Source organism: Rhizobium sp. L9 (assembly GCF_002531885.1).
Lineage (GTDB): Bacteria > Pseudomonadota > Alphaproteobacteria > Rhizobiales > Rhizobiaceae > Rhizobium.
The window spans coordinates 173,893-199,897 of the sequence record NZ_NWSZ01000012.1 but is presented as its reverse complement, the minus strand read 5'-3'; the positions used below and the strand labels follow the sequence as shown (position 1 = coordinate 199,897).

General features: G+C 61.3%; 30 protein-coding genes. 16 read left to right on the top strand and 14 right to left on the bottom strand.

Annotated features, from left to right (window positions below; genetic code table 11):
• Positions 1-6: 6 nt before the first annotated feature.
• Together CO660_RS14780 and CO660_RS14775 are read right to left on the bottom strand one after the other, a co-directional pair.
• Entirely contained in the window at positions 7-624 is a 618-nt protein-coding gene (locus CO660_RS14780) for a flavin reductase family protein (RefSeq protein WP_097599328.1), read from the bottom strand.
• Positions 624-1,208 (bottom strand): nitroreductase, encoded by a 585-nt coding sequence (locus CO660_RS14775; protein ID WP_085778232.1) that lies wholly within the window; start codon positions 1,206-1,208, stop codon positions 624-626. Before CO660_RS14775 ends, CO660_RS14780 begins: the two co-directional genes overlap by 1 nt.
• Positions 1,209-1,321: 113 nt before the next feature.
• Between CO660_RS14775 and CO660_RS14770 the strand changes: the two genes are divergently transcribed.
• On the top strand, positions 1,322-2,425 hold the full coding sequence (locus CO660_RS14770; RefSeq protein WP_097599327.1) for a hypothetical protein: 1,104 nt from the start codon (positions 1,322-1,324) through the stop codon (positions 2,423-2,425).
• Positions 2,426-2,677: 252 nt separating this feature from the next.
• On the opposite strand, the gene thrS is transcribed toward CO660_RS14770, so the two are convergent.
• From thrS to CO660_RS14745, 5 genes are all read right to left on the bottom strand, one after another.
• A complete protein-coding gene (gene thrS / locus CO660_RS14765; protein ID WP_097599326.1) occupies positions 2,678-4,684 on the bottom strand; it encodes a threonine--tRNA ligase in 2,007 nt (668 codons plus the stop codon).
• Between the two features lie 117 nt (positions 4,685-4,801).
• Positions 4,802-5,329: a DUF1697 domain-containing protein gene (locus CO660_RS14760; RefSeq protein ID WP_085778234.1), complete on the bottom strand. Its 528-nt coding sequence runs from the start codon at positions 5,327-5,329 to the stop codon at positions 4,802-4,804.
• Complete coding sequence (locus CO660_RS14755; protein WP_176536291.1) at positions 5,326-5,754, bottom strand: DUF2267 domain-containing protein; 429 nt, start codon at positions 5,752-5,754, stop codon at positions 5,326-5,328. Before CO660_RS14755 ends, CO660_RS14760 begins: the two co-directional genes overlap by 4 nt.
• Positions 5,751-6,152, bottom strand: a complete 402-nt coding sequence (gene yidD / locus CO660_RS14750) for a membrane protein insertion efficiency factor YidD (RefSeq protein ID WP_097599325.1) — start codon at positions 6,150-6,152, stop codon at positions 5,751-5,753. Before yidD ends, CO660_RS14755 begins: the two co-directional genes overlap by 4 nt.
• 5 nt (positions 6,153-6,157) lie before the next feature.
• Positions 6,158-6,604 carry an iron-sulfur cluster assembly scaffold protein gene (locus CO660_RS14745; protein WP_097599324.1) on the bottom strand — a complete coding sequence of 149 codons (447 nt, stop codon included), beginning with the start codon at positions 6,602-6,604 and terminating at the stop codon, positions 6,158-6,160.
• Between the two features lie 311 nt (positions 6,605-6,915).
• Here CO660_RS14745 and folE point away from each other — a divergent pair, with 311 nt between their 5' ends.
• From folE to CO660_RS14730, 3 genes are all read left to right on the top strand, one after another.
• Positions 6,916-7,530, top strand: a complete 615-nt coding sequence (gene folE / locus CO660_RS14740; RefSeq protein ID WP_097599323.1) for a GTP cyclohydrolase I FolE — start codon at positions 6,916-6,918, stop codon at positions 7,528-7,530.
• Positions 7,531-7,555: 25 nt separating this feature from the next.
• Positions 7,556-8,008, top strand: a complete 453-nt coding sequence (gene hisI, locus CO660_RS14735) for a phosphoribosyl-AMP cyclohydrolase (RefSeq protein ID WP_085778238.1) — start codon at positions 7,556-7,558, stop codon at positions 8,006-8,008.
• 116 nt (positions 8,009-8,124) lie between these two features.
• Positions 8,125-9,087: a patatin-like phospholipase family protein gene (locus tag CO660_RS14730; RefSeq protein ID WP_085778239.1), complete on the top strand. Its 963-nt coding sequence runs from the start codon at positions 8,125-8,127 to the stop codon at positions 9,085-9,087.
• A 50-nt stretch (positions 9,088-9,137) separates the two neighbouring features.
• On the opposite strand, the gene CO660_RS14725 is transcribed toward CO660_RS14730, so the two are convergent.
• A complete protein-coding gene (locus tag CO660_RS14725; protein WP_097599322.1) occupies positions 9,138-9,572 on the bottom strand; it encodes a CBS domain-containing protein in 435 nt (144 codons plus the stop codon).
• A 95-nt stretch (positions 9,573-9,667) separates the two neighbouring features.
• Positions 9,668-10,456: a rhomboid family intramembrane serine protease gene (locus tag CO660_RS14720; protein WP_097599321.1), complete on the bottom strand. Its 789-nt coding sequence runs from the start codon at positions 10,454-10,456 to the stop codon at positions 9,668-9,670.
• Positions 10,457-10,716: 260 nt separating this feature from the next.
• On the opposite strand from CO660_RS14720, the gene CO660_RS14715 reads away from it, so the two are divergent.
• The 7 genes from CO660_RS14715 to CO660_RS14685 all read left to right on the top strand — a co-directional run bounded on the left by CO660_RS14715 (position 10,717) and on the right by CO660_RS14685 (position 17,487).
• On the top strand, positions 10,717-11,361 hold the full coding sequence (locus CO660_RS14715) for a PAS domain-containing protein (protein ID WP_176536290.1): 645 nt from the start codon (positions 10,717-10,719) through the stop codon (positions 11,359-11,361).
• A gap of 125 nt (positions 11,362-11,486) precedes the next feature.
• On the top strand, positions 11,487-12,098 hold the full coding sequence (locus CO660_RS14710) for a PilZ domain-containing protein (RefSeq protein WP_085778243.1): 612 nt from the start codon (positions 11,487-11,489) through the stop codon (positions 12,096-12,098).
• Positions 12,099-12,485: 387 nt separating this feature from the next.
• Positions 12,486-13,457, top strand: coding sequence for a prolyl aminopeptidase (gene pip, locus CO660_RS14705; RefSeq protein WP_097599378.1), 972 nt, complete (start codon positions 12,486-12,488; stop codon positions 13,455-13,457).
• A 352-nt stretch (positions 13,458-13,809) separates the two neighbouring features.
• Positions 13,810-14,415 (top strand): transglutaminase-like cysteine peptidase, encoded by a 606-nt coding sequence (locus CO660_RS14700; RefSeq protein WP_097599319.1) that lies wholly within the window; start codon positions 13,810-13,812, stop codon positions 14,413-14,415.
• Positions 14,416-14,632: 217 nt separating this feature from the next.
• The gene (locus CO660_RS14695; protein ID WP_097599318.1) at positions 14,633-15,418 is read left to right on the top strand and encodes a hypothetical protein; all 786 of its coding nucleotides are present in this window, start codon (positions 14,633-14,635) and stop codon (positions 15,416-15,418) included.
• A gap of 141 nt (positions 15,419-15,559) precedes the next feature.
• The gene (locus CO660_RS14690; RefSeq protein WP_097599317.1) at positions 15,560-17,098 is read left to right on the top strand and encodes a D-alanyl-D-alanine carboxypeptidase; all 1,539 of its coding nucleotides are present in this window, start codon (positions 15,560-15,562) and stop codon (positions 17,096-17,098) included.
• Positions 17,099-17,211: 113 nt separating this feature from the next.
• Positions 17,212-17,487, top strand: a complete 276-nt coding sequence (locus CO660_RS14685; RefSeq protein ID WP_097599316.1) for a hypothetical protein — start codon at positions 17,212-17,214, stop codon at positions 17,485-17,487.
• Between the two features lie 42 nt (positions 17,488-17,529).
• Here the strand turns inward: CO660_RS14685 and CO660_RS14680 are convergent, their stop codons facing one another.
• Together CO660_RS14680 and CO660_RS14675 are read right to left on the bottom strand one after the other, a co-directional pair.
• Complete coding sequence (locus CO660_RS14680) at positions 17,530-17,967, bottom strand: DUF1489 family protein (protein WP_097599315.1); 438 nt, start codon at positions 17,965-17,967, stop codon at positions 17,530-17,532.
• Positions 17,968-18,027: 60 nt separating this feature from the next.
• Entirely contained in the window at positions 18,028-19,431 is a 1,404-nt protein-coding gene (locus CO660_RS14675; protein ID WP_097599314.1) for an L-serine ammonia-lyase, read from the bottom strand.
• Positions 19,432-19,660: 229 nt separating this feature from the next.
• Between CO660_RS14675 and CO660_RS14670 the strand changes: the two genes are divergently transcribed.
• Positions 19,661-20,425: a DUF599 domain-containing protein gene (locus tag CO660_RS14670; RefSeq protein WP_097599313.1), complete on the top strand. Its 765-nt coding sequence runs from the start codon at positions 19,661-19,663 to the stop codon at positions 20,423-20,425.
• Positions 20,425-21,414, top strand: coding sequence for a DUF1624 domain-containing protein (locus tag CO660_RS14665; protein WP_097599312.1), 990 nt, complete (start codon positions 20,425-20,427; stop codon positions 21,412-21,414). The genes CO660_RS14670 and CO660_RS14665 overlap by 1 nt, the downstream gene beginning before the upstream one ends.
• 27 nt (positions 21,415-21,441) lie before the next feature.
• Here CO660_RS14665 and CO660_RS14660 read toward each other — a convergent pair whose 3' ends face one another.
• Positions 21,442-21,834 (bottom strand): MerR family DNA-binding transcriptional regulator, encoded by a 393-nt coding sequence (locus CO660_RS14660; RefSeq protein ID WP_011425479.1) that lies wholly within the window; start codon positions 21,832-21,834, stop codon positions 21,442-21,444.
• A gap of 65 nt (positions 21,835-21,899) precedes the next feature.
• Complete coding sequence (gene mgtE, locus CO660_RS14655; RefSeq protein WP_085778252.1) at positions 21,900-23,312, bottom strand: magnesium transporter; 1,413 nt, start codon at positions 23,310-23,312, stop codon at positions 21,900-21,902.
• A 240-nt stretch (positions 23,313-23,552) separates the two neighbouring features.
• Here mgtE and CO660_RS14650 point away from each other — a divergent pair, with 240 nt between their 5' ends.
• The 3 genes from CO660_RS14650 to CO660_RS14640 all read left to right on the top strand — a co-directional run bounded on the left by CO660_RS14650 (position 23,553) and on the right by CO660_RS14640 (position 25,297).
• Entirely contained in the window at positions 23,553-24,047 is a 495-nt protein-coding gene (locus CO660_RS14650) for a peptide deformylase (RefSeq protein ID WP_097599311.1), read from the top strand.
• 70 nt (positions 24,048-24,117) lie between these two features.
• Positions 24,118-24,630 (top strand): BON domain-containing protein, encoded by a 513-nt coding sequence (locus CO660_RS14645; protein WP_097599310.1) that lies wholly within the window; start codon positions 24,118-24,120, stop codon positions 24,628-24,630.
• A gap of 298 nt (positions 24,631-24,928) precedes the next feature.
• Positions 24,929-25,297, top strand: a complete 369-nt coding sequence (locus tag CO660_RS14640) for a hypothetical protein (RefSeq protein WP_097599309.1) — start codon at positions 24,929-24,931, stop codon at positions 25,295-25,297.
• A 60-nt stretch (positions 25,298-25,357) separates the two neighbouring features.
• On the opposite strand, the gene CO660_RS14635 is transcribed toward CO660_RS14640, so the two are convergent.
• Entirely contained in the window at positions 25,358-26,002 is a 645-nt protein-coding gene (locus tag CO660_RS14635) for a methyltransferase (protein WP_097599377.1), read from the bottom strand.
• Positions 26,003-26,005: the final 3 nt, after the last annotated feature.

Here is a 26,005-nt window from a genome sequence, read left to right as displayed (position 1 = left end):
TTGCCTTCAGGCTCCCGCCTTTGGTATCTGCGGCCGGAACATCTCGAAAACATCGCTGCCTTCGCTGTAATCCATGTAGCCCATGCGGGCGACAGGGCGGGCGATCGACATGTCGAGGCGGCCGTCCCTGACGATCGCCTCGTCGATATGGATGCCGACCACCTCGCCGAAGACGAGGACGTTTTCAGACGGCGCGCCCGATAGCGTTTTCGGCTCGATGATTTCGGTGACCCTGCATTCGAGCACGGCGTAAGCCTCGCCGACATAGGGCGCGTCAATCAGTTCGGACTGTTTCGGCGTCAGCCCGGCGAAATCGAATTCGCTGTTGCCGTACGGCAGCGCCGCCGAGGACAGATTCATCTTTTCGGCGAGATCGCGGCTGACGAAATTACAGGTGAAGGCGCCGGTTTCCCCCGCATTGCGCTGGCTGTCCTTGCGACCGGCGGAAGAAAACATCACCAGTTTCGGCCGGTCGGCGACAGCGTTGAAGAAGGAATAGGGCGCAAGATTGATTGAGCCGTCTCTGCCCTTGCTGCCGATCCAGCCGATCGGCCGCGGCGAAACGATCGCCTTGAAGGGATCGTGCGCAAGGCCATGCCGGTTGCTGTCGGTGGTGTAGAACATCAGTCCGCTCCCCCGACCCAGGTCACGGTATCGGCAAGCTCCGGCCGCGGCCGCTCTATCGCCGGGAATGTCGTCGAGCCGATATGGATGAAGCCCGCCACCTTTTCGCCAGGACCGACGCCGAGCAGAGGATAGGCGCGCTCATCATAGGCGAACCATTCCGTCAGCCAGTTGGCGACATAGCCGTTGGCATTGGCGGCAAGAATGACGTTGAAGCAAAGCGCGCCCGCCGACATGACCTGCTCCCATTCCGGGATCTTGATGTGCGGCCCCGCCTTGCTGACGACGGCGACGACCACGGGCGCGCGCGTGAAGCGGGTGCGCTCGACCTGGATCATCTCTGCGGAAAGGTCCGGCTTTGCCTCGAGCGCCAGTTTGAGAAGCTCCTCGCCGAGGCGCGCACGCTCATCTCCGCGATAGACGATGAAGCGCCAGGGAGCGATCTTGCCGTGGTCGGGAACGCGCGAAGCAAGCCGCAGGATCTCTTCGATTTCGGCCTTTTCCGGGCCGGGTTCGCACATCTGGAAAGCGGGAATGGAACGGCGCACGGCGAGGTAATCGATCAGCTTGATATCGGATTTCATGCGGGAGAAACTTTCATTTTTATGCTGCTGCAAAGCGTGGGTCTTGAATTTGCCATCGCGTTGGTCTTGAAGTGGCCTTTGCGATTTCAGAAGTCAATCGGTTCACGAAACAGATGTTTGGCATTTCGCCTCTTGCACGCATCGGCCTCGCCATCGCCCTGATGGTATTGATGCCCCTCGGCGCCGGTGCGCAGGATGCCTTCAAGGATTTCAAACAGCTCGACTCGACGTCGAAGATGCCTAAGCTCAATGCCTTCATCGCGCCCGGCGCCGCGCCTGAGGGCGCCAAGCTGCGCGACGTCGCGATGGAAGCCAAACTGACGGCCGACGGTACGCCTGTCGAGGATGGCCTTTCCTGGTATGTCTTCAGCCCGATCGCCGGCGCCGACGGCAAGCTGCCGCTGATCGCCAGCGCCAAGGGCGGACCCGCCGCCTTCCAGCTCGCTCCGGGCGATTATTTCGTCAATGTCTCCTTCGGCCGCGCCGGTGTCACCAAGAAGCTGACCGTGCCTGCTGACGGCGAGGTCGACAAGCAGGTGATGGTCCTTGATGCCGGCGGCCTGCTGCTCAATGCCGTCTCCGGCACTGATGCCCGCATCCGCCCCGACCAGCTGAGCTTCTCGATCTATTCCTCGGAAGTGCGCGACGATGGCGAGCGCGGTCTCGTGATGGCCGACGTCTCGCCGAACACCGTCGTGCGCCTCAATGCCGGCACCTATCACATCGTTTCCGAATATGGCAGCGTCAACGCCGTCATTCGAGCCGACATCCAGGTCGAGGCCGGCAAGCTCACAGAGGCAACGATCCAGCACCGCGCCGCCCAGATGACCTTCAAGCTGGTCTCCGAAGCCGGCGGCGAGGCGATTGCCGACACGGCCTGGTCGATCCTGACTGCCGCCGGCGACAGTGTCGGCGAAAGCGTCAGCGCCTTTCCGACCATGGTGCTTGCTGAAGGCGAATATTCTGCCATCGCCCGCAACAAGGACAAGATCTATCAGCGCGATTTTACAGTGGTTGCCGGCCGGAATACCGATGTAGAGGTTCTGATGAAGGACCAGGAGCCGCAGCAGCCCGAGAGCCCGGCGGCCCGCACGGTGCAGCAGGCGCCAGCCGGCAAGCCGCCGCCTGCGGGTGTCCAGGCGGCTCCGGAGGAGCCTCTGCCCTCCTACGAACAGCTCGTGCCACAGGGCGGCGGCGACGGCGCCAGCCTGGATTGATTCTACCAGGCACGCTTCTGCGGCGTGCCAGCGATCAAGCCGATCGGCCGGCGCTCTGCAGCGCCGCGCGTCTGATCAGACGCGCATAGGACGCTATCATTTTGGATCTACGCATCGGCCGATGCGCTAGGCGCGGATTTCATTCATTGACAGGAAGATTTGGAAGTGCAGACGAGAGGCGCATGGGCGGCTGCCCTTCGCGAAAGATATTTCCGACAGCGCCGAAGTCGGCGCTGTCGTATCCCCCTATTTTCAGGCGGCCTTGGCTTTCTTTGCGTCGGCCTTGCGACGGATGTCGGGCGGCGTAGCCTCGAGGGTGAGGCTCTCGACGGCGGCGTCAAGCTCCATGGAAACCTGGTCCTGGCTGCCGAGGCGGCGGATGTTGACCGTGCGCTCCTCGGCTTCCTTCCTGCCGCAGACGATGATGACAGGAACCTTGGTGACGGAATGCTCGCGGATCTTGTAGTTGATCTTCTCGTTGCGGAAGTCGGTCTCGACGTTGAGACCGGCCTCGCGCAGCGCCTCGGCCACTTCAAGCCCGTAGGCATCAGCCTCCGATGTGATCGTTGCGACCACCACCTGCAGCGGCGACACCCAGAGCGGCATATGGCCGGCGAAGTTCTCGATCAGGATGCCGAGGAAGCGTTCCATCGATCCGCAGATGGCGCGATGGATCATCACCGGCTGCGTCTTTTCGGAGTTGCTGTCGATGTAAAAGGCGCCGAAGCGTTCCGGCAGGTTGAAGTCGACCTGCGTCGTGCCGCATTGCCATTCGCGGCCGATCGCATCCTTCAACGTATATTCGAACTTCGGACCGTAGAAGGCGCCCTCGCCCGGCAGGATGCCGGTCTTGATGCGGCCCTCTGACTGAGCCTCGATCGTCTTCAGCACATCGGTCATGACGGCTTCGGCGCGATCCCAGAGGGCGTCGGAGCCGACGCGCTTTTCCGGACGGGTGGAAAGCTTGACGACGATTTCCTTGAATCCGAAGTCTTCATAGACCGACAGGATCAGGTCGTTGATCTTCAGGCATTCGGCGGCCATCTGCTCGTCGGTGCAGAAGATATGCGCATCGTCCTGGGTGAAGCCGCGCACGCGCATCAATCCATGCAGCGCGCCCGAAGGCTCGTAGCGATGCACCAGCCCGAATTCCGCCAGACGGATCGGCAGCTCGCGATAGGACTTCAGGCCATGCTTGAAGATCTGCACGTGGCCGGGGCAGTTCATCGGCTTCAGCGCGAAGACGCGGTTGTCCGCTTCCTTGTCGTCGGGATGCGTCATCGCATGCGCCGATTTTACGGCGAACATGTTTTCCTGATACCAGCCCCAGTGACCGGAGGTTTCCCAGAGCGACGTATCGAGCACCTGTGGCGCGTTGACTTCTTCATAATCGACGGCAAGCCGACGGCGCATATAGGCGACGAGCGTCTGAAAGATACGCCAGCCCTTACCGTGCCAAAAGACGACACCCGGGCCCTCTTCCTGGAAGTGGAACAGGTCCATTTCGCGGCCAAGCTTGCGGTGGTCGCGCTTTTCGGCTTCCGCCAGCATATGCAGGTAATTGTCCAGGTCGGCCTGATCGGCCCATGCCGTGCCGTAGATGCGCGATAGCATGGCGTTGTTGCTGTCGCCGCGCCAATAGGCGCCGGCAACCTTCATCAGCTTGAAGGCCGTGCCGACCTGGCCGGTGGAGGCCATATGCGGGCCGCGGCATAGGTCGAACCAGTCGCCCTGATGATAGATCTTCAGATCCTGCCCTTCGGGGATCGCATCGACGAGCTCGACCTTGTACTGCTCGCCCTTGGCGGCAAAGACTTCCTTGGCCTTTTCGCGCGACCAGATCTGCTTGGTGAACGGCGCGTTGCGGGCGATGATCTCCTTCATCTTCTTTTCGATCTTCGGCAGATCGTCGGGTGTGAAGGGCTCGTTCTTGGCAAAGTCGTAATAGAAGCCGTTCTCGATGACCGGGCCGATCGTCACCTGAGTGCCGGGCCAAAGCTCCTGCACCGCTTCGGCCATCACATGCGCGGCGTCATGGCGGATGAGCTCCAGCGCACGAGGATCCTTGCGGGTAATGATCTCGATCTTGCCGTCGCTCACGGTATCGGAAAGATCGCGCACGGCGTCGTCGATCGCGATGGCGACGGCGCTCTTCGCAAGCGACTTGGAAATGGATTCGGCGACATCCCTGCCGGTCGCGCCAGCAGGGAAACTGCGCACGGAACCATCGGGAAATGTCAGGGAAACGGATTGGGACATCGAAATTCTCCTTGTCCAGTCCCGCCAACGAATGCGGGTGGTTGAAATGACGCGACACCCAAGCGGGAGGCGTTGCCGCCTGATACTCAGGTTTCGCTCGGGAGTAAAGCAGCCGGTTCACATGATCATTTGCGCAAGACCGCAAACGGTGTTCCAGTTGCGCATCGTTCCGACGCCAAGCCGCTTGGTCGTCAGCGCCGAAAGCAGTTTTGACTGGCTCGGTTTGCCGGCGAAATCGATCCAGAGGTCGCCGCCGACGACGGCGATGCGTTGTCCTTCCGCCATCAGCGGCTTCAGCGCCTCCACCTTCTCAGGATCGATCGGCAGGCGCATCACCCGGACGATCACCTGGTCGCCGCTGCCGTCCCTGAAGGGGTTGGTGCCGCAGAGCGCCATCCAGGTGCAGTCGCTGCGCACGATGATATCGACATGTTTGCCGAACTTTTCTTCAAAGGCCTCTTCCAGCGCAACCTCGATTTCATGCGGACGCATGTCGTCGGCCTCGAAAACGAGATTGCCTGTTGAAACCAGAGTGCGCGGCTCGCGATAGCCGAGCTCTCTGGCAAGCGCGCGCAAGTCTTCCATGATCACCCGGCGACCTGGCGCCAGGACGATGCTGTGCAGCAGGGCGATGAACGTGCTCATGGCCGCCAGAACTCCGCTGCTCCTTCTGGCAAGGTCTGTAGCACCCTGTCGAATGCCGTTTCGTCGACTCGTTTTCGCACGGCCGCCGCCACGTCGCGAATGGCGGTGTCGGGCGAGAAATTGTGGTCACTCCGCAGTGACTGAACTTCGCGAGTCATCGTCCTGCGATCCTCGAAGGGACGTTTGACCTCATCGGGATCCCAGTCGGCGACGAAAATCGCCCGCAGCACCGGCGGCAGCAGATTGGCAAAGCGGATCGCCTCCTCGATATCAAGCCGTCGGCGAAACGTTTGGAAGACACCCTGGGTCATCGTATAGATCGCATTTCGGCTGTCGATCAGCGTATCGGTGCGGACGTCGTCAAGGTAGGCGTCGAAATCTGAGGATGCACGCCTGTACTCGCCGGGCATCGTCATCTTGCTCAACCTCTCTTGCGTCCGAGCGAGAGATACCGCCACGGTGTCCACCAGCGGAAGCCGTCTCCGAGCACTTCCGGAACGGGATCGAGGCCGCTGGTGCCGCCCGGGCCGCAACGGCCCACTCGAAACAGCGTCATCCAGCCGCCGGCCCATAATCCGTGGCGGGCGATCGACTCGTAACCATATTCCGAGCAGGTCGGGACATGGCGGCAGGCATTGCCGACAAAGCCGGAAAGAGTCAGCTGATAGAGGCGGATAAACCCCATGCCGAGCAGGCGGTCCGGGGTCTTGCGAAACGGCCCGCTGTAATTGCGGGAGTAGTGCGCATTTCTCGCGTGCGGCCGTCTTGCGGCCGCGCCGCCATCGTCCTCATCGTCAGCATGCCGGACGCAAGACTCGCACATTTCGGTTACGCCTCGACAACTTCCGCTCGTTTCGCCTCGATCTGCCCGATCGCATCGACGACGGCGTCGAAGGTCAGCATCGTGGAAGCGTGACGAGCCTTGTAGTCCCGCACGGGCAGGAGATAACGCATGTCTTCGAACCGTCCGCCGGGCCCTGCCCCGTCCGCCCTCAGCATAGCGAGCATGTCCAGTCGCGCCTGCCGCAATTCGCCCGATGTCGCGCCGACGACATGGCGGGCCATGATCGAGGACGAGGCCTGGCCGAGCGCGCAGGCCTTCACGTCATGGGAAAAACCGGTCACGACATCGCCATCCATCTTCAGCCAGATCCGCACCTTGGAGCCGCAAAGCCTGGAATGCGCCTGGGCGGTCGCATCGGCATCATCAAGCATCCCGGTCAACGGAATATTGCCGGCGAATTCGAGGATTTTGCTGTTGTAGATGTCGTCCATGCTGGATTTCCGCTCCAAAATCGCTGCGGATCGGCCTAAATAGGGCTGTCATTGTCGTTGAAACAAAAAACACATCGTGTCATCCGAGGATACTTACATATAATGGCCGTCTTCCTATATGTATGTCGTTCCAAGGCCATGAAAATGCAATGGCCTTGTGTAAGTTTGATTGGGAAACCGTGCCGGATGGGCGCTTGAAATCAGCCCTGAAAGCCCCGGAGCCTGCCAAAGGTGCATGAATTCCCGCATGGGACTGACCAGTGGCGATTCCGACAGATGGGTCCGCGATGCGGGCCAGGAGACCATTGATCATGGACGCCATCGTAAAGAACTTTCCGCAGCCGAACCGTGAATCGGACCGCCCCTCCCAGCAGGAAGCGGAAGAAGCCGTTCGCGTTCTGTTGCGCTGGGCCGGTGACGATCCGACGCGCGAAGGCCTCATCGAGACGCCGGCTCGTGTCGCCAAAGCATACCGCGAGCTTTTCGCCGGTTACGACATGGCGCCGGAAGACGTGCTCGGCCGAACCTTCGAGGAGGTCGCCGGTTACGACGACATGGTCCTCGTCAAGGACATTCCGTTCTACTCGCATTGCGAACACCATATGGTTCCGATCATCGGCAAGGCGCATGTCGCCTACATGCCTGATGGCCGCGTGCTCGGCCTGTCGAAGATTGCCCGTGTCGTCGAGATCTATGGCCGGCGCCTGCAGACCCAGGAAACGATGACCGCGCAGATCGCCCGGGCCATTGACGATACGCTTAACCCGCGCGGTGTTGCCGTACTCATCGAGGCCGAACATATGTGCATGGCGATGCGTGGCGTTCAGAAGCAGGGTTCGACCACCTTGACCACGACGTTTACCGGAACGTTCAAGACCGAGCCGGCCGATCAGGCCCGTTTCATGAGCATGGTGCGGAGCCGCTGATACCGGCTCCCTCGGGAGGGCCGCAATGAGTCAACTGATCTTCAATCAACCATCCGAGGACAAGTCGGCGTTGGAAGACGCCGGCGATTTCACGCCGCGTTTCGATGACCGTGGCCTGATCACTGCGATCGTCACCGACGCCGGCGATGGCGAACTGCTGATGGTGGCGCATATGAATGCCCAGGCCCTGGCGTTGACCATCCAGACGGGCACGGCCCATTATTTCAGCCGGTCGCGTGGCAAGATCTGGAAAAAGGGCGAGACCTCGGGCAATCTTCAGACAGTGAAAGAAATTCGCACCGATTGCGATCAGGATGCCATATGGCTGAAGGTCGAGGTCGCCGGCCATGACGCGACCTGTCACACCGGCCGCCGTTCCTGCTTCTATCGGACGGTGACGCTGCGCGACGGAAAGCCGATGCTCGACATCGTCGATGACGAGCGTCATTTCGATCCGCAGGACGTCTACGGAAAATAGACTGAACTATACTGGCATTTGCCCCTTATTGTGCCAGAAACCAGTTCTATATACCATTTGGCAACCGATCGGGCACACTATCAAGACTTACGTGTTCTACTGGAGGGGAGAGCGCAATGCTGAACTGGAGTCTGCACCGTCAAAGCGCTGAAGGCGAAGGTTCCGGTTCTGGCATGGCGACGATACTCGAGACAATCCCTGCGCCCGCGCCTGTCACCAGGATCAAGATCGCGCTCGCTCTTGGCGGCGGCGCGGCCCGCGGCTGGGCCCATATCGGCGTCTTGCGTGCTTTGGACGAAGCAAAGATCGAGATCGGCATGATCGCCGGCACATCGATCGGCGCGCTGGTCGGCGGCTGCTATCTCGCCGGCAAACTCGATGAACTCGAAAGCTTCGCTCGCTCGCTGACCATGCGCCGCATCGCCAGTCTGCTCGATCTGACGATCGGCGGCAGCGGGTTGTTCGGCGGCATGCGGCTGACCAAACGCATGCAGGAGCATCTCGAGGGCCTGAACGTCGAGGATCTGGACCGGCCGTTCGTCGCAGTCGCGGCCGAGGTCAATACCGGCCATGAGGTCTGGATCGCCAATGGTTCGCTGATCACGGCGCTGCGCGCCTCCTATGCGCTACCCGGCATTTTCGAGCCGGTCCGCAGCAATCACCGCACGCTGGTCGACGGCGCGCTGGTGAACCCGGTTCCCGTCTCCGTCTGCCGCGCCTATGAGCAGCCGCTGGTCGTCGCCGTCAATCTCAATTACGATCTCTACGGCCGCTCGGCCGTCGTCCGGCACAATGCCAGCCTCTCGCAGCAGGAAGTGCAGAAACAGGAAGAGGCACCCTATGCCCGCCTCGGCATGACCGGAGTCATGGTGCAGGCCTTCAACATTATCCAGGACAGAATTGCCCGCGCTCGCCTTGCCGGCGATCCGCCCGACATTTCGCTGCAGCCGCGCCTAAGCTATATCGGCCTCTCGGAATTCCACCGCGCCGGTGAGGCCATCGAGCGGGGCTACGAGGAAGCCAGGGCCAGGCTTCCCGAGATCAAGCGCATGCAGGAAGTCTACGCCAGCGCTCCGTGACGCGTCGCCCCGACAGGAGCGACAGCACGTTTGAACGAACAGCCGCACCCTCAGCCGGCAATATAGGCCTTGATGTCCTCGGCTTCGCGCTCGACTTCGGCGATCCGCGATTTTACCACGTCGCCGATCGAGATGATGCCGGCAAGCTTGCCGTTGCTTTCCACCGGTACGTGGCGGAAGCGGCGGCTGGTCATCAGTTCCATCAGCTCGTTGACGGTCGTCTCCTCGTGGCAACGGTAGACTTTTGAAGTCATCACCTGCGAGAGCGGCTGATCGAGACCCCCCTTGCCGTGTTTGGCGATGGCATGCACGAGATCGCGCTCGGTGAACATGCCGGAAATCCGGTTCTCCATGCCGACGACAACGATGGCGCCGATCTTCTTCTTGCTCAGAATCGCGGCTGCCTCGGCGACGGTGGTGTTCGGCCCGGCGGTGACGACGTCCCTGCCCTTCAGGTCGAGGATTGCTTTGACTGAACTGGTCATTCGAACCTCCTTTGTCGAACCTGTGACATGTGTCACAGGCATCCACGACGGCTTCTCCCCCCAATCGCGGATCGTTCGATGGTGCACCGCCCGGCTCAGGATTGCAACATATCCTTCTCCGCTCCCTTCGGTTCTGCAGGCGGCCGTGGCGCCCGGTCGAACAACGAAAACAAAAGGAATCCGAAGACGAAGCCGCCAATATGCGCATCCCAGGCGATCGCTTGGTCGCTGTCGCCTACGAGCGGAATGCCGACGGCGATCAGGGCGTTACCGACCAGCCAGAGAAGAATGAAAATGACGACGGTCCGGCTCTTCAGGGCGTCGACGACAGAAAGCCGGGCGTTGAGATGCGCAACCGGCATCGGTCGCCGATCGGCCGGAAAGGCGAATCGGCAGGCGGCCCCCATCAGCCCGGAAATGACGCCCGACGCGCCGATCAGCAGCGATACGTCTCCCCAATTCAGGATCGCGTGCAGGGCGGCGGAAGCGGCGGCGGACAAGATCCAGAAGAACAGGAAGCGTAACGTCCCGATGCGGCGCACGACCGGTGCGCCGAAGGCCATCAGCCAGAAGGCGTTGAAGAGGATATGCTGGGTGCTGCCGTGCAGCAGCGAATAGGTAACGGGCGTCCAGAACAGCTCCAGCCCCTGCTGCGATAGCGGAATCACGTAGCGAGCGGGGACGAAACCGAAGGTAAACAGCAGCCAGCCCACCGCATCGTCCGATAGAACGAGCGCCTGCACTGCATAGATGAGGATAAGCAGGCATAGGCTGAAGAGCAGCGCCGGCGGAAGGTTGAAGACCGGTACGCGCGGGGGCCGCGCCGGCGGCTCGGCCTCGGAAGGTTCGGGCGCCTTGTCTGGCGCGCCCGTCTGCTCGTTCATCTTTATCGCCTCGTTGAGGCCTCAGCCATACAGGAGGCATGACCAAAAAAAAAGCCGCCCGTAGTGCCGGGCGGCGTAACCCGAATTCCTGGAAAGACCCCGGATCGGCAGATTGTGCTGAACTCCGAAAGTCGGAGCGATGGCTGGACATTGTCACGATGGACGCCGCGCTTCAACCGAAACCCTTTCTTAACCTTAACGGCCCGGATCTGGCATGAAATCCGCAAGGTAGAAGCTGTACGGGCAATGACTGCCCGAAAATGCTCCGGAATGGGACAGGTTGGTGTGAAATGCGTGTTCAAACGACCATCGAAATTTTTGACTACTGGAACCATATCCGCGGCGCCGCCGATGCGCCGCTGAAATCACAGGTTGAACCCTCTGCCGTTCCCCATCTTCTGCAAAGTCTCTTTATCCTTGAGGCGCGCGACGACGGAGACATCGTTTTCCGACTCGCCGGCACCCGCATCTGCGATTTCTTCGGGCGCGACCTGCGGGGTGAACATTTTTCATCCCTCTGGGCGCATGGCCAGCATGCGGACATCGAACGCACGGCGATGGGCGTCATGGACCATGCCATGCCGGCCCTGTTCAACACCACCGGCTACAGCACCGTCGGTCATCAGGCCTCTTTCGAGATCATCATGATGCCGCTGCGCTCGTCTAACGGTGCCTGCGACCGGCTGCTCGGCGCGATCGCTCCGACGGCGGCTGCGAGCTGGCTGGAGATCGTGCCGCTGGAATTCCTGGCGCTCGACCGCAGCCGTCTGCTGCCCGAAAAATTCAGCAAGGCCACGCCGGCCGAACTGCGCTCGATCAACGAGGTCGTCGCGGCAAAAGGCATCGGATTCGGCCAGGCCATGCGCCGCATGGTGTCACAGCTGCTGAGCGCCGAGGCGCGTTAAAGCGTCTCGTTTCGGGACACGGCGCGCACTCGTTTTCGGCTATGTCACAATAGGGCGAAACAACCTTCTGTTAATGGATTGGAGGTAAGGATTAATCTCTCCAGTTTTCATGAAGAAGCCCTTTGATGCACTCGTTCCAGCCAGCTCAGACGCAACGACCTGCGCCGCGCCCTGAACAAGGCGTTTTCCAGCGTGTGCCGATCAATATGCAGGGCCGGCTCATGCTTGCGAATTACGAGGAATTCGAATGCATGGTGATCGACATGTCGCCCGGCGACATGTACGTCACCTGCTCCGGCCGGCCGCGCGCCAACGAACGCGTTGTCGCCTATATCGACCATCTCGGGCGCGTCGAAGGTTACGTCCAGACACTCGACGGCCGCGGATTCACCATGTCGATCAACGCCACCGAGCGCAAGCGCGAGAAGCTCGCCGCCCAGCTCACCTGGCTTGCCAACAAGCACGAGCTCGGCCTGCCGGAAGATCGTCGCCACGACCGTCTGACGCCGCGTGATACGAAGACCGAACTCACGCTCGAGGATGGCACGCGCTATACCTGCCGGATCATGGACCTGTCGCTGTCCGGCGCCGCCATCGACGTCGAAATGCGTCCCTCGATCGGAACGGCGGTGCGCCTCGGCAACATGCGCGGCCGCGTCGTGCGTCACTTCGTCGAAGGCGTGGCGATCGAATTTCTGTCGATCCAGTCCCGCGAGACGCTGCGCGAATTCCTCTGACAGCCTGAAAAAAACCGATGCCCTGCCGCGAGCCTTTGTGGCGGGTCCATTGATGACGGACAGTTCCGAAAGCGTTTGTCAAATCGGAGCCGCACCAGGTCTGTCGTGCACCGGGTCAGGTCGTGTTGAAACGCACAAGCCTCCCCGCAAGCGATCTACAAGCGGGCAGCAAATCCGGCTTTGGAAGATTGGCGCGAATCCTGTCGCAAGTCCTTCCAACCAGTAAGCACATAAAGTTATGAGTGGAACAACCTGCGACATCGTTCGCCCGGAGCAGGTCGCGTGAAATCGGGCAGGATTGTTTTGGCCGGCAATTCCCGTCCTGTCATCCGTCCTCCCTTCGCCATGGATATGATGGATAAGCCTATCTCGACCGCAGGTGCACCGATGCCAGCCCTCTATCCGGAAATCGAACCATACGATCACGGCCTACTCGGTACGGGCGATGGCAACCTGATCTATTGGGAAGCCTGCGGCAACCCGATGGGGCGGCCGGCGCTTGTCCTGCACGGCGGGCCGGGTTCAGGCTGTTCGACCGCGGCGCGCCGGCAGTTCGATCCGGACGCCTACCGGATCATCCTTTTCGACCAGCGCAATTGCGGCCGAAGCCTGCCGAGTGCAGCCGATCCCGAAACCGATCTCTCCTGCAATACGACCTGGCATCTCGTGGCCGATATCGAAAGGCTGCGGCTCTTCCTAGGCATCGAGAGCTGGCTGCTGTTCGGTAACTCCTGGGGCTCGACGCTGGCGCTCGCCTATGCCGAATCGCATCCACAGTGCGTCAGGGCGATTGTCATATCGGGCGTCACCACCACGCGGCGATCGGAAATCGACTGGCTTTGCCGCGGCATGGCGCCGCTTTTTCCGGAAGAATGGCACCGCTTCCGTCGGGGAATCCCGTCCGGCACGCCAGGGCTGGACGACGACATGGCCAGCGCCTATCACCACCTCCTCAACGATCCGGACTCTGAGACGCGTCTCAAGGCGGCGCGAGACTGGCATGATTGGGAAGCTGCCTCAATCCTGCTCGCTGGAGAAGGACTGCCGCGCCGCTGGGCCGATCCGGCTTATGTGCTGACACGCGCCCGCATCATCACCCACTACTTCGTCAACGGAGCCTGGCTGGAGGATGGCGTGCTCCTGAAGAACGCCGCGCGGCTTGCCGACATTCCCGGCATCCTGCTGCAGGGGCGGTTCGACATCGAGGCGCCGCTCGTCACCGCCTGGGAACTGGCCCGCGCCTGGCCACAAAGCGAACTCGTAATCCTTCCGCACGCTTCCCATTCCACCGCAGGCCCCGATATGAGCGCAGCAATCGTCGCCGCCACCGATCGATTTCGCAATCTTTCTCAAAAATAATTTTAATGCCAGACGCCGGAATCCGAGCGATATTGTGCTTTCGGCCCATTCCAACCGACCGATTCCACCGGTATCGCCGTCGCAAACATCCCGTCGCAGCGCCGCCGGCACTTATCCGGCCCAGCGAAAACTCTTAACGCCGCGACGGCGGCGCAGGCTGTCCGTGGACGAAGTCCTTGTCGCGTCCATTACAAATTTAATCGATTTCGCCACAAATACGCACTGAATTTTATTCGCATTCGAGCCAAGTTTTAGCGGCATTTGATTCAACTAAGCCTTTAATTCTACTGCGTATTTTTGCGTGAGATAAAAACGTCCGTGTCATTGTCGCCTCAACTTAGGGGAGACGGCAATGACAACTGCGAACATCCTGAAAGGCGGCCTGCTGGCCGGTGCGATCATGGTGGCAATGGCGAGCCCGGGACAGGCAACGCCCGCCAGCATGGCACTGGCAGGCAATGCCAGCCCGCCGATCGGACACTACGAATTCTGCAAGGCCAATCCGACGGAATGCAGCTATGCAGGCGGCGACGCCGGGCCGGCCATCCTCACGGAGGATCGCTGGAAGGAAATTCTCAAGGTCAACTACACCGTCAATTCGTCGATTCAGCCGGAGACGGACGAACAGATCTACGGTGTCGAAGAGCGCTGGGCCTATCCGACTAGTGTCGGCGATTGCGAGGACTATGCCCTGCTGAAGCGCAAGATGCTGATCGAGGACGGCTTCTCGCCATCCGACACGCTGATCACCGTCGTGCTGCAGCCGAACGGCGAAGGCCACGCTGTGCTGACTGTCCGCACTGATCACGGCGACTTTATTCTCGACAACATGCGCAACAAGGTGCTGCTGTGGTCGGACACCGAATACACCTATCTGAAGCGCCAGTCCGCCAGCGATCCGGCCCGCTGGTCGAAGCTTCAGGACGGCCGCGCTGTCGCCGTCGGCAGCGTCAGGTAAACCAGCCAGCCGGCAAAGCCGACACAGGTTTCGGCCCGGTCAGTCCCCGCATCCCGTCCCCGACCGGTGCCCAAGAGCCGTTCCCGCTGTCCCGGGAACGGCTCGCTCCTTGTTGAGACAGGGGTCCACGGCACAACGGCGACCCGAAATCTTAGCGAAGTATTAACCCTGCCGGCTCGATCATGGCGATGAGATTCATCATCGGCACCGGCGGCTCATGTTCTTCCTGCGGCGGACCGAAACGCGAAGAACCGCCATGAGCCAAGCCGCCCAAAGCGCACCCGACGAGCAGCCGCTTCTTTCGAGGAGGTTTCTTCTGCGCACGATGGCGGTGATATCAGTCCTGGCGGTCCTGACCGTCGCCATCAGCATCGCCGGCCGTTGGTTCGGCCGGCATATCTCCCTTGCCGGCAACACCGACAGCACGGCTGAAATCACGCTGACCATCGGCCGCGACACAGTGAAATTTCCCGAAAATACCATCCGCTTCCCGAGCCAGCGGCATGACGGCACTGCCGAGCGCGTCGATCTCTACCTCGCCTGGCCCTCCATGCAGGGTTACGGCAAGGACAATCATTTGCGGTTCGACGATATCGGCCAATCCTCCGGCCTCATCTTCCTGCAGATCGCCCAAAGCACCATGTCGCGCGACATGTCCGGCCGGCTGGAGCCGATCTATTCGCATCTGATCGAAGGAGCAGCCGAGCCTTTCCCGGACGGATTGACACTCCATCGACTTCGCGCCGACGCCGGTTATGGCGGAGAAGTGCTGCTCACGGCCCCGGTCAAAGGCGGGCCGGACTACGTCGTGCGCTGCATATTGCCTTCAACTCCGGACAAGGCCGCAGGCGGAGATTGTCAGCGCGACATCAAGGTCGGCAAGGATCTCAGCGTCCTCTACCGATTCTCCAGCAGCCATCTCGCCGACTGGGAACATATTGATGCCGCGATCCGCCTCTTTGTGGAGCCGCGTCTTGTGAACCGATCTGTGACAGGTCCCTAAAATGCCGGCGGAGAAGGCATGAAACGATTCATCATAAACGGATTGGTAACGCTGAATCGGTAATTTCAAAAGACGAGCTGTGCGGCGGGGGGGTGTGCGGTTCCTGCCCAATATCTGAAATGCAAAGCGAAGAGTGGAATAGTGTCAAGGTCAGTCTCCTCCGTATCATCGTCCCGGTCCGGCAGCTTCTTCGCGAAGCTCCTGGCGATCCTTTCGATGGCTCTCACGGTCGTCCTGGTTGATTCGGTCAATGCCGACGCGGAGGCGGCCAATCCGAAATATGCGGGCATTGTCGTCGACGCCAAGACCGGCAACGTTCTCTACAGCGAGAATGCCGATCGGTTGCAGTATCCTGCCTCGCTGACCAAGATGATGACCCTTTATATGACCTTCGAGGCCCTGGAGCAGGGTCGCATTCGCCTCGATACGCCGGTTCCCTTCTCCGCTCACGCGGCCGCCCAAGCGCCGACCAAGCTTGGCGTGCGCGCCGGCGGCACCATCACCGTCGAGCAGGGCATCCTCGGTCTCGTCACTCTGTCGGCCAATGATGCGGCAACCGCGCTTGGCGAGATGCTCGGCGGCAGCGAAGACCGCTTCGCCCAGATGATGACCGCCAAGGCGCATGCGCTCGGCATGACGCGCACCACCTATCGCAACGCCAACGGCCTGCCGAATACGGCGCAGATGACGACGGCCCGCGACCAGGCCCGCCTCGGCATCGCCCTTCGCCAGCATTTCCCGCAATATTACGGCTATTTTTCCACCCGCGCCTTCAAGTTCGGCACCCGCACGATCCGCAGCCACAACCGGCTGGTCGGCTCCGTGCGCGGCGTCGACGGCATCAAGACCGGTTACACCCGCGCCGCCGGCTTTAATCTGGTGAGTTCGGTGCAGGTCGACGGCAAGTCGATCGTCAGCGTCGTGCTCGGCGGCACTTCCGGGTCGGCTCGCGACGCTCAGATGCGCAACCTGATCGCCACCTACCTGCCGAAGGCGTCGAGCCGCGGCGGAAATTCGGCGCTGGTGGCCCAGACAGCCCCCGCCCCTGAAATGATCGAAACCCCCGCTCCGGTTCAGCCGCAGAAGGCCCGGCAGCAGGTCGCTTCACAGCAGGTTGCCCCCCAGCAGGTCGCAAAGACGATCACTGCGGCGCAGCCGCCAGTTTCTGCCGCTGCCGCCGATCTCAGCCTGCCGCATAAGGGGCCGCTGCCGGATGCGCGCGAGGTGGCTGAGACCGAGGTTGCCTATACCGAAACATCGGCGCCGAAGTCCGACAACCCGCTGGTCGCCCAGACGATGCCGTCGCCGACCAGGGTCAAAACCAGGAGCTTCAAGCAGCAGCCCCCGGTGGCCGCACCGGCTGCACAGGACGACGCCGCCGTCGACCACGTCACGACCGCTTCGACCAGCAGCACCCCGGCAAGCGCCGCGCCTGCGGGCTGGGTCGTGCAGGTCGGCGTCTCGCCGAGCCGCCAGATGGCCATGGACCTCCTGGAGAGCGCCAAGAGCAAGGGCGGCAAGGCGCTGGCCTCGGCAAAGCCCTTCGCCGTCGCCTACGGCGCTGGCAATGACCAGATCTACCGCGCCCGTTTCGGCGGCTTTGACGATCAGCGCGATGCGGTCAACGCCTGCAAGGCCTTGAAGAAGGCCGGCATCAAGTGCTGGGCAGCCGCACAATGAGCTATTCGATGCTGCCTGCGACATGGTCGGCGGCATCCCTAACGGCCGGAATCGGTGTTTGCGTTTCCGGCCACCGGTTTTGAACTCGATCAGTAGTGCGTACGGGGAAAACAATGGCGATCAATGAGAATGTTCCGGGAATGCCAGGCGACCGCCGCGGCGGGGCCAAAGCGCGTTCACCCCTGCATCCGCTGCACGAAGCGGCTCTGCGACTTGCCGAAATCGGTCTGCAACGACCGAGGGCGAAGTCCGCCAAGACCCGGGATCTCATCAATCTGCTGCTTTGTCATGGCGCCCGCGCCTGGCGCTATTCGCAGCCGGAAGCCCGCATTCATCTGCATGTGACGTCGCCGGACGGCAGCGCCCCGGTGCAACTGCGTCTGCGCTGAAATCCACAGGCCGTTGTCCGAAACCGGCATAGGGCGATAAAATTAGAGCAGGCCGAGCTCTGTCAGCTCGCGGCGCAGCTCCGCGGGCATTTCGGCGATCCCGGCGCCCAAGCTCGTCAGATCGGGCGGCACGTCGTCCTGCGTATAGTAGCGCCAGCCCTGGAAGGGCCGCTTCGGCTGCACCGCGGTTTCGACGACCTCCGGGCCGAGCATCAGGCGGCAGCGTGAAATTCCTTCATCGTCGGTGAACGTTTCGATGTCGAGCAGCCTCTGCCTCGCCTGCACCTGTCCCTTGATCACCCAATAGAGCGAGCCGCCGTCGAGAAGCTCCTCCATGCGTTTGGGCACCATGCGCGTCGTGTGAACCGAATGCGGTTCGAGCCCGGCGGCTATGGCGCGCAGCGAGCGCTCCGCCACCCATTCGCGCAGATCCTCGATCGAGTCGGCGCCGACACAGAGTTTGATGAGATGCAATGCCATGCCGCCGTTGAAATCCTTTTGGCGGCGGGCGTCAAGTGTGAAGCTATGGAGTTCGCACGCTCAGCATTCGACGACGTTGACGGCCAGGCCGCCGGTCGAAGTTTCCTTGTATTTCTCGCTCATGTCGTGGCCGGTCTGGCGCATCGTCTCGATACAGGCGTCGAGCGGCACGAAATGCTGGCCGTCTCCCTTGACGGCAAGCGAGGCCGCCGTGACGGCCTTGACGGCGCCAAGCGCGTTGCGCTCGATACAGGGAACCTGCACGAGGCCTGCGACAGGATCGCAGGTCATGCCGAGATGATGTTCGAGCGCGATCTCGGCGGCATTTTCGATCTGCTCCGGCGTACCGCCCATTACGGCCGCAAGGCCCGCAGCCGCCATCGCCGCGGCCGAGCCGACCTCGCCCTGACAGCCGACCTCGGCGCCGGAGATCGAGGCATTGTGCTTGATGATGCCGCCGATCGCCGCAGCCGTCAGCAGGTAATCGCGGATGCCGTTCTGGTCCCAGTCCTCGTGGAAATGCTCATAGTAGCGGATCGTTGCCGGAATGACGCCGGCCGCGCCATTGGTCGGCGCGGTGACGACGCGCCCGCCCGCCGCATTCTCCTCGTTGACGGCCATTGCATAGACGCTGAGCCAATCATTGGCGAGCAGCGGATTGACACGGTTGCTGCGCCACTCCTCCTGCAGCTTGTCGTGGATGCGGCGGGCACGGCGCTTGACATTGAGGCCGCCGGGCATGACACCCTCGACCTTGAGGCCGCGCTCGATGCAGGAGCGCATTGCTTCCCAGATGCGGTCGAGCCCCTGATCGAGCTCTTCTCGGCTGCGCTGGCTCTCCTCGTTCGCGCGCTTCATCTGCGCGATCGAAAGCCCCGAGCGCTCCGCCATCTCCAGCATCTGCTTGGCGGTCGAGAAGGGATAGGGCACGCGCACGCCGCCCGTCGCATTCTTCTTCGCCCGCATCTGCTCCAGCTCGGTGTCGGTGACGACGAAGCCGCCGCCGACCGAATAATAGATGCGCTTGAGGAGCAGCCGGCCGTCCTTGTCAAATGCGGAAAAGATCATGCCGTTGGCATGGCCTGGCAGCGGCCGTTTCTTGTCGAAGATCAGATCGGTCTTCGGCTGAAACTGGTAGGGCGGATGGCCCGCAGGCGTGATGCGGCCGGTGCGCTCCACGGTATCGATGATGCCGTCCATCCTGTCGGGATCGACACTGTCGGGCGCTTCGCCCATCAGTCCGAGAATGACAGCCCTGCCCGTGCCATGGCCGATCCCCGTATGGGCGAGCGAGCCATGCAGGCTGACCTTGATCGCGACGACCTGAGCGCCCGATGACGGACGCGGCCATTCGTTCGACAGGATCAGGTCGAGAAAACGATTGGCGGCCGACATCGGCCCCATCGTGTGCGAGCTCGACGGTCCGACACCGATCTTGAACACGTCGAATACCGATAGAAACATGGATGCGCCTTCTGAACACTGGAATGCGAATTTAAACCCCGCCGGTTTCGGATCCCAGCGGCGAACCGACATCGCATGGAGTCGGTGCGACATTTCACACTAACGCAGCGCTCTGAAAATCGGAATCGCTTTTCATAGCGCTATATCGTTCCGGGCACGCCCTGCCGGTCATTGCAGCATCGCGGCGCATATGTAAGGTGGCCGCATTCATGCGGAGACTGAATCATTGATGACGACGGCGGATTATATCGCTCTGGCCTTCTTTGCCTGTGTCTGGGCGGGTTATTCCTGGCTGTTGAAGGGCCGCACCTTCTTCGGCCGCACCAGCCTGACCCACGCGATGACCGAACGGCGGCGGGAGTGGATCTACAATTCGCTACGCCGCGACCTGAAAATGATCGACACGCAGATCATGGCCGGACTGCAGAACGGCACGGCCTTTTTCGCCTCGACCTCGATTTTCGCGATGGGCAGCTGCTTCGCGCTGCTCGGCGCAACGGAGAAGGTCGACGCCGTCTTTGCCGACCTGCCCTTCGTGCTCCATGGCGGCCACGCCGCCTTCGAGATGAAGGTCGGTGGCCTGGCGGCGCTTTTCGGCTATGCCTTCTTCAAGTTCGGCTGGTCCTATCGGCTGTTCAATTACTGCACCATCCTCTTCGGCTCCATCCCGATGATGCGCGAAGCCGAGAGCGACATCATCGCCGCCGAGCGGGCCGCCGAGCGCGTCATCCGCATGAATGTCATCGCCGGCAGCAATTTCAACGAGGGTCTCAGGGCAATCTTCCTGTCGATCGGCTATCTCGGCTGGTTCATCAATCCTTACGTCTTCATGCTGACGACGGCGACCGTGATCTTCGTGCTGACCCGGCGACAGTTCTTTTCGCAGGCGCGGCTGGCGATCATGGATGCGGGCCCGCCATCAAATCTCCACCTTTCTGCTATTCGCCGCGACACGCCGTCGAACGACGGAAATGATTTGACAGGGGGACTTTGATGACAATGCCGGCAATGCAGGCCGATGGGGTGGCAAGACCGCCGCGCATCGGCCTATTGGATACGGCGCGCGGCGTCGCATTGATTGCTATGGCGAGCTACCATTTCACCTGGGATATGGAGTTCATGGCCTATTTGGCGCCGGGCACGGCCGAGACCGGCTGGCTGAAGATCTATGCCCGGGCGATCGCCACGACCTTTCTCTTCATCGTCGGCATCAGCCTGGTGCTCTCCAGCACGCCAACAATTCGCTGGCCGTCCTTCTGGAAACGTTTCGGCATGATTGCCGCGGCGGCTGCGGTCATTTCGATCGCTACCCGCATCGCGATGCTGGACACGTGGATTTATTTCGGCATCCTGCATTGTATCGCGGTGCTCACGCTCATCGGCGTCGTTTTTGTCAGATTGCCGCTCGCCTTCACGCTCCTCGTCACAGTCGCGCTCCTTGCCGCCTGGATTCTCGATAATTTCGGCACACCGGGCCTTCTGCGCTCATCCTTCTTCGATCCGAGATATCTCGCCTGGATCGGGCTTGCCGAAACGCCGCAACGCTCTAACGATTATGTGCCGCTGTTTCCCTGGGCTACGCCGTTTTTCGTTGGCTTAAGCAGCGCCTTGATTGCCATCAGAACCAGGCTGCCGCATCGGCTCGCGGCCATCGGCACAGGCTCCTGGTGGCCGGCGAAGCTTGGCCGCCACAGCCTTGCCTTCTACCTCGTTCATCAGCCGGTGCTGATCGCGATCGCTTACGGACTTTCCCTTGTCGTCCGGCCGCCGCAGCCGGATCCGGTCGAAACTTACCTTAGGCAATGCAACTCCGCTTGCGTCATGCAGCAAGGCGAAGCCCTCTGCCGCAGCTTCTGCCAGTGCACGCTCGACAGATTGGAGGCTCAGGCGCTGCTGACACCGCTGCAGGCGGGCAAGATCGATCTGCAGAGCGATGAGCGAGTCCAGACGATCGCCGGCGAATGCAGCGCCGAGGCGCAATAAAGGTTCGGCGCCACCCTGCGGCAAGTCTCAGGTGGTAACGCCGATTTCGGCAAGGCGGCCGAGGCAGGCCTCTTCGATATTGTCGAGTTCGGTCAGCGTATCGTCTATGTCCTTGCGCTTCTGGCGCAGGTCCTCACGCTTCTCGTCGACGCGCTTCATCAGAAGTTTCAGTTGGCCTAGCTCGCCTGGCGGCTCCTTGTAGACCTGGATGATCTCGCGGATTTCCGCGATGGTGAAACCGATCCGCCGCCCGCGCAGGATTTCTCCAATGAGCCGTCGGTCCGCCGGCCGGAAAAGACGCGTGCGCCCTCGCCGCTCCGGATGGATCAGTCCCTCGTCTTCGTAGAAGCGGAGCGTGCGCGTCGATACTCCAAATTCGCGCGTCAGCTCCGTTATGCTATAATATTTGTTCACCGGCATGTGTTCCCCGTCCTCGAACCGGCAATAATATTGACTTTTACGTAATAGTCAATTTCGGCGAACCGTCAGATGCCGAACCACCACGTGGCAATGCCGAGAAAGGCGAAGAATCCGGTGCAGTCGGTCACCGTCGTGACGAACACCGACGAGGCGATCGCCGGGTCGGCACCCACCTTGTCGAGCAGTAGCGGCAGCAGAATGCCGGCAAGCGCGGCCGCCATCAAATTGATGATCATCGCCGCCGCGATCACCCCGCCAAGCTGATAGTCATGAAACCAGATGCCGGCGATCGCGCCCATGATCGTCGCAAAGACAGCGCCGTTGAGAAGGCCGACGCCGGCCTCCCTGCGGATGATGCGGCCGGCATTGTAAATGTCGAGATCGCGAGTGGCGAGCGCGCGCACCGTCACCGTCATCGTCTGCGTGCCGGCATTGCCGCCCATCGAGGCGACGATCGGCATCAGCACCGCAAGCGCGATCATTTTCTCGATCGAGGCATCGAACAGGCCAATGACGCTCGCCGACAGCATCGCGGTGCCGAGATTGATCAGAAGCCAGAGGAAACGCGAGCGCGCCGTCGAGATCACGTTGTCCGACAGTTCTTCGTCGCCGACGCCGCCGAGGCGCTTGATGTCCTCGTCCGCCTCTTCGTGGATGACGTCGACGACGTCGTCGATGGTCAGCACGCCAACCAGCCGGCCGTTCTCGTCAACGACGGCAGCAGACAGAAGGTCGTACTGTTCGAAGAGCTGGGCGGCCTCCTCCTGGTCCATCTCGGCGGGAACCGGATGGTTGGTTTCCCGCATGATCTGCTCGATCTTCGTCTGCCGCTTGGTGCGCAGGATCTGATCGAGATCGACGGCGCCAAGCAGCTTGAAGGTCGGATCGATGACGAATATCTGCGAGAAGGAATAGGGCAGATCCTCCTCGTCGCGCATATAGTCGATCGTCTGGCCCACCGTCCAGAATGGCGGCACGGCGACGAACTCGGTCTGCATGCGGCGTCCGGCCGAGCTTTCCGGATAGTCGAGCGCCCGGCGCAGCCGCACCCGCTCGGTAAACGGCATCTGGGCGAGGATTTCTTCCCGGTCCTCCTTGTCGAGGTCTTCGAGAATGTAAACAGCATCGTCCGAGTCGAGCTCGCCGATGGCGGCCGCGATCTGCTCGTTCGGCATCTGGTCGACGATTTCGCGGCGAATTGCCTCGTCGACCTCGGTCAGCGCCGTCATGTCGAAATCTTCGCCGAGCAGCCGCACCAGCGCCAGGCGCTGATCCGGCTGGATCGATTCGAGCAGGTCGCCTATCTCGGATTCATGCAGGCGGGCGACATTCCCGCGCAGGAACAGCGTGTCGCGATCGGCGATCGCCGCACCGACGAGCGCCAGGAAATCGCCGCGGACATTACCGTCCTCATCGTAGATATCCGCTTCCTCGTCATCGCGCCGGCGAATGCGGTCTTCCGTGTCGGTCGTCGTCATCTGCCGCCCTCGCACCTGGTTCGAATTTCAACGACTGCCGCACAGCATTCGCAAATGTCGGCCGAAAACACATTGTCAACAAGCGGATAAGCGAATCCCGCGCAAGGCTCCCGCGGTCGGAATTCTTGGCCCCTGCTAGCTCAAAGCATCCTTGTCGTAAAGCGCCAACCGTGCTTCGTGATGACAATGTCTGCGGCCGGCGATAGTTTCCCGCCGCTCAAAGACAGGGGAGCCCGCTTCATGCCCATCCGTCCGATCCTGCGCTATCCGCATCCGGGCCTAAAGACCCTCTGCAAACCGGTGACGGCCTTCGATGCGTCGCTGCCCGCGCTTGCCGACGACCTGCTGGCGACCATGCGCGCAGCCCCCGGCGTCGGCATCACCGCCGCCCATATCGGCGTCTTCCTCCGCGTGACGGTGCTAGAGCTCGATCGGGCCGACGGCGTGCGCCTCTACGTCAATCCGCAGATTACCTGGAGGTCGCAGGAGACGATGAACCATGCCGAGGGCAGCGTCTCCATGCCCGGCGCGATCGAAGAGGTCACACGCCCACGGGCGATCCGCTTTCGCTATCAGGATGCCGGCGGCATCGTGCATGAGGAGGCCGCCGAAGGTTTCCTCGCCATCTGCGTCCAGCACGAGGTGGACCAGCTCGACGGTATCTTCTGGCTGCAGCGGCTTTCGCGGCTGAAACGCGAACGCCTCGTCAAAAAATGGGAGAAAACCCAAGGCTGACAAAACGCCCGCCACACCGAACAATTCGCCCCTGTCGGCGTTGTCCCGAGAGAAACTAGGAGCGACTATAATGGCAAGGATCGGTGACAAGACCCCGATTTCACGCGAGGCCCCCGCGCTTTCCCGTGAAGAAGATTATCGCGACCTCGAAGAACGCAATCTCGATGACGGCTGGCCCTATGCCGATGGCACCGCTGGCAGCGACCCGGCAAACCGTCCGTATGGCGAGACTGCCGCAAATTTCGACAGCGATCCCAACACAGGTTTCCGAGTCGATGGCACAGACCAAGACGGCAACGAGAATCGCCTCAAGGATTCGTTACGCGCCGGTATGATCGATCGCGACGAAAGCGACGAGCTCGAGGCGCGGGTGAACGACGCTCTCGAAAACATTCCCGAGGTCGATATCAACAGTATCGAGGTTCATGCCGACGGTCATGTCATCACCCTCGAAGGCTCGGTCGAGACCATCGGCATTGCCCGCAAGGTCGAGCTCGGCGCGCTCTCGGTCGACGGCGTTCACCATGTCCGCAACAAGCTGCAGCTGACCGGGGTTGACGCGCATATCCCGAACGAAGACTGAAAAGCCCCGCATCAACGACCCGCCAGGAGGCGGCGCACCGCCTCCTATTGGTTCCGGACATTACCAAAAGTTAACAATTTCCGATTGTAGCAGGAGCAAGTAGCTTGCAGTCTATTTTGCTAGGCGATTGCCGTAACGGAAACGTCAAATTCGTTAACAACACCGTGATTTCATTTGAACAAAAGGCAATGAAGCGACCGGCTTCAGTTCACAATATTGCCGCAATTGACGCGCGAAATCTTCTCCGCCGGGGATGGTTTATGTTGTTGAATGCAACAACAGATTGAGGAGAAGAACCATGCGCATCAAATTTGCCCTCGCCGCGTCCCTGTTTGCCGTCAGCCTTGCAGGCTCTGCCTTCGCTCAGCCGACTTATTCCGATGATTATACCAACGACAGTGATGGCTTTGCGCCCTCCAAGATGGCGCCGCCTGCCCCCGTGCACTATAGTAACAACCACAAGGCTCCGGCCTATTCCAGCGATTACACCAATGACAGCGACGGCTTCGCCCCGGTTGCCATGACGAAACCGGCGATCGACAGGACCGCGACCGCAAGCATCAAGCCCCTCCCCCCGTGCCATAGCATGGTCGGCCCGAGCGGCTCCCATACCAAAGGTGCCGACAGCGGCGCCTCGCGCACAGAAGCCTGCCGCGCAACGCATTGATCCGATAAATAAGGGGCCGGAGAATCGGCCCCTTCATTCTAAACAGGGATCTGTCTGGCTTCAGAACACCAATGGAACGAGCCGGTAACGGGTCGTAGCCATGAAGGCCGCGTAAACAGGATCCTCCCTGAGCAGGCGCTCTTCCGCAAGAAGGCGTAGACACTGTGCGGCAAGTGCCGTGGCATAAATGGCAAAATTCCAAAAGCTCGGATGGGCCAGGAAGAAGCCGACATGCGTCAGCAGATAACCTGCGTACATCGGATGGCGGATCAACCTGTAGGGCCCGCCGATCTTCACGCCGCGATTTGCCGGCACCAGGCCGAAGCTTCGCCGCAATACCAGCTTTGCCGATATCTGCAGCAGGAAACCCAGCAACATTGCCAGAAAACAGAACCAGAGCGGTGCGAACGGCACCGCTGCCGAAGGCCTGACCAGCAGCGGGAAGAGCGTCCCGATCGCGGTGACCGCCCAGTCGAAGAGGCGCAAAGATGCGTTCCGAGTCGGCCGGCGCGTCAGGATCAGAAAGGCGGCGGCTCCTTCCGAAATCAGCAACAAACAGTCAATGATCGCCCGATTGTCCTGCATCTGGGGCATGACACGCATAACGATCGCAACGAAGAGATAGCCCAGGAGCACCTTCTCGATAATGTCGAGGACGAAATATGTATCGAGGAATGACCAGCCTGCCGCCTCTTTCTTTTCCATCAT